The 2,865-nt window shown below is 64.4% G+C and carries 4 protein-coding genes; 2 read left to right on the top strand and 2 right to left on the bottom strand.

Annotation, left to right across the window (positions count from 1 at the left end):
* Window positions 1-102, bottom strand: a 102-nt coding sequence (locus BGO20_RS00420) for a glycosyl hydrolase 108 family protein (RefSeq protein WP_299856271.1), incomplete at its 3' end; no start/stop codon positions are given.
* A gap of 473 nt (window positions 103-575) precedes the next feature.
* Between BGO20_RS00420 and BGO20_RS00415 the strand changes: the two genes are divergently transcribed.
* Both BGO20_RS00415 and BGO20_RS00410 read left to right on the top strand, forming a co-directional pair.
* Window positions 576-1,136, top strand: a complete 561-nt coding sequence (locus tag BGO20_RS00415; protein ID WP_291665239.1) for an NUDIX hydrolase — start codon at window positions 576-578, stop codon at window positions 1,134-1,136.
* A 60-nt stretch (window positions 1,137-1,196) separates the two neighbouring features.
* The gene (locus BGO20_RS00410) at window positions 1,197-2,285 is read left to right on the top strand and encodes an acyltransferase family protein (protein ID WP_291665242.1); all 1,089 of its coding nucleotides are present in this window, start codon (window positions 1,197-1,199) and stop codon (window positions 2,283-2,285) included.
* A gap of 277 nt (window positions 2,286-2,562) precedes the next feature.
* On the opposite strand, the gene BGO20_RS00405 is transcribed toward BGO20_RS00410, so the two are convergent.
* Window positions 2,563-2,865, bottom strand: a 303-nt coding sequence (locus BGO20_RS00405; RefSeq protein WP_465245978.1) for a hypothetical protein, incomplete at its 5' end; no start/stop codon positions are given.

The following is a 2,865-nucleotide window of genomic DNA, read 5'->3' as shown; positions in this document are numbered from 1 at the left end:
GCCCTTCATCGTCGCGCCGCCCGGGTCCTGCGGGTGATTGGCATAGCCGCCCTCGTGCACCAGGACGCGCGCAAGCGCCGGCGCGAAATTCTGAGCCGTCATCGATCTCTCCAGATGTAAAAAAAACCCGCGCGAGGCGGGCAGTTGACGTAGGGTCAGTTTGAGCGCTTCATCGCTCGCCCGGACTGGCATCGCCCCCGCGCACCGCGGTCCGGGACGGGTCGGCGTCGCTGGCGTGCAGTATGGCGGCGCCGGCTTGCTGACGCGGTGGAATGAACGTTCCGCTGCGTCATTTTTGGAACGCAGGAGGAACAAATGCTGTTCAGTGCGCGCTTCACAGGCATCTGGCTGCGCGCCGCCGTGGTCTTCGCCCTGGCCATCCTTTTCGTGGCGCCGCTGGCGCTGCTCGGCTAGCGGGCAAGGCGATGGACGACGAACGTCTGCTCGATCAGGGCATGGCGGCTGTGCCGGCCCCTTTGCTCTGGATGCTAAATTTCCTGCTCGGCGGCTTGTGCTGGCTCGCGCTCTAGCCGGCAGGGCTTGGCGGGCCGGCGCGCAATGGCTAAGCCCCAGCCATGGATACGAAATGGACCACGCGGGCTTCGCGCACCGTCATCAGGGACCGCTGGATCAATCTGCGCGCCGATGACTGCCTGACGGCTTCGGGGCACGAGGTCGCGCCCTTCTATGTGCTCGACTACCCCGATTGGGTGCATGTCGTGGCCATCACCGCCGCTGATGAGCTGGTCTTGGTGCGCCAATACCGGCACGGCGCCGGAGATGTCTTTCTCGAGCTGCCGGCCGGCACGGTCGATGCCGGCGACGGCGATCCCGCCGAGGCCGCCAGGCGCGAGCTCGAGGAGGAAACCGGCTATCGCGCAGCGGCGCTCCAGCTCGTCACTTCGCTCTACGCAAACCCCGGCAACCAGACGAACCGCGTCCACACCTATCTGGCCCTGGATGTCGAGCCGACAGGCGAGCGCAAGCTCGACACCGCCGAGGAGGGTATGAGCGTGCATCTGATGTCCGTCGGCGAGGTGCTGGCCGGGCTGCCGGGCGGCCTCCTCAAGGAATCGCTGAACGTCGCCTCGCTGTTCATGGCTCTGTCCGCCGCCGGGCGGGTGGTGGCGAGCTGAGCGGGCAGGCCGCCGTGGCGGGATCGAGCTAACCAGCCGATTAGTCGAACAGCCGTGAGCATGCTAAACGGCTGGATGCAAAAACGCCTTGCAAACATCCAAGCGTTGCGCGGCTTTGCCGCTTTGGCTGTAGTTTCTGCACACCTCGGCAATCTCACGCACTACGATCCGAATATTCCAGTCATCGTCACGAAGGCCGGCGTCTTCGGCGTGGATATTTTTTTCGTGATGAGTGGATACATTATCGCTTCCGTAACGGGCGGCGAGCGTTGGGGCCGGATCTATCCGTTCGCGATCGGACGCATCTGGCGCATAGCCCCGCTCTACTGGCTGCTGACGCTTCCCGAGCTGCCGTGGCGCTCGATAGTGGCCTACGCCCGCGATGGGGCGCTCTTCACCAACTGGGAATACTATCTGAAGTCGTTCCTGTTCATTCCTGCCTTCTCGCCGGGAAGCTCGCTGCTGGCGCCGGCCTTGAACCAGGGATGGTCGCTGATCTACGAGATGGCCTTCTATGGAACATGGCTTGCAATGATGCTGGGCCCGCGCACGCACCTGCTTCCCAAGCTCATGGTCGGGCTGACCTGCGTGTTCCTGTCCGGAACGATTGCGCCTGAGGGCTCGGTGTGGCGGGCCTTCGCCGCCAATCCGATCATTTACGAATTCGCTTTGGGCGTCATGATCGCCGAGATCATGGCCCTCAGTCCCGCGCCCGTTCTCAGCCGGCTGCAGAACAGCCTCCTCATTGTCGCAGCCGTCCTGCTCATGGTGGTGCTCGACTCGCAATTCGCGGTCGAGAACAGGCTGTGGATTTTCGGGCTGCCGGCTGCGGTCATGGTGGCGGCCGCCATCGATCTGGAAAAGTCCGATTGCCGGGCGCCGCGATGGCTCTGCTTTCTGGGCGATGCGAGCTATGCGATATACCTCATCGAGGCTGGAATGATCGCGGCAGTCGCCGCTCTCCTTGCGCACCTCCCGGGGCTTCCCGCGAGCGTGAAGCTTCTGACCATCGGCCTAGCTGCGGTTGCAGCGGGTTGTGTCGTCCATGTGCTCTATGAGCGCCCCCTGATGGCATGGCGCCGCAGAAGCGACGGCAGCCTCGGGTCGTCGGCGCCGCTTGCACGCCCCGCATTGGCAGACCGCCGATGATGAAGACCTTGCTCGCGCGCTTCCTCCCGACGAAGGTCCGGCCGCAGGACTATCTCTGGCACAGATACGAATGGATATGGCCGCCCAGGCTTCTGGATGGCCGCCGGGCGCAGGGGCTCGGACAAGTCTGGCGCAGGCGAAAGCCCGACGGATCGGGTTGGGAATTCCGCCAGGACGGCGAGACGCCTGAGGAATTCAGCGCCTCCCAGTGGTGACGAAAGCGCGATAAGCTGTCGCTGCGCCCATTCCTCGCAAGGTTGCGCTTCGTGATCGGCGCTCAATAGGTCGGCGCCAGAACCTCGTCGGCACGGCTCTCCCCGAGCGCGGCAGCGATGCCAGACCTCAGGGCGGGGTAATCGTCATCGTTCTGGCTGAGGAACTGAGCCGCTTCAAAGATGCGACGAAGGCGCAGTGGCGCGGCCTGAAGCGCTGCGTCCACCTCTTCCGCCTCCTGATCAGTCATCCCGCGCCAGACTTCAGCCTTGGCAATACGAGTCGATCTTGATCCGCCCCCGCCGGCAGGTCCAAGGTGATTGTTAGTGGACGGTTGGTCTCGACGCCAGCGCGGGCGGCGTAGCTG

It is taken from the genome of Allobosea sp. 67-29, from assembly GCF_001898115.1.
GTDB lineage: Bacteria > Pseudomonadota > Alphaproteobacteria > Rhizobiales > Beijerinckiaceae > Allobosea.
Note: the sequence above shows the minus strand (reverse complement) of the source record. Positions and strands in the feature narration are given on the sequence as shown.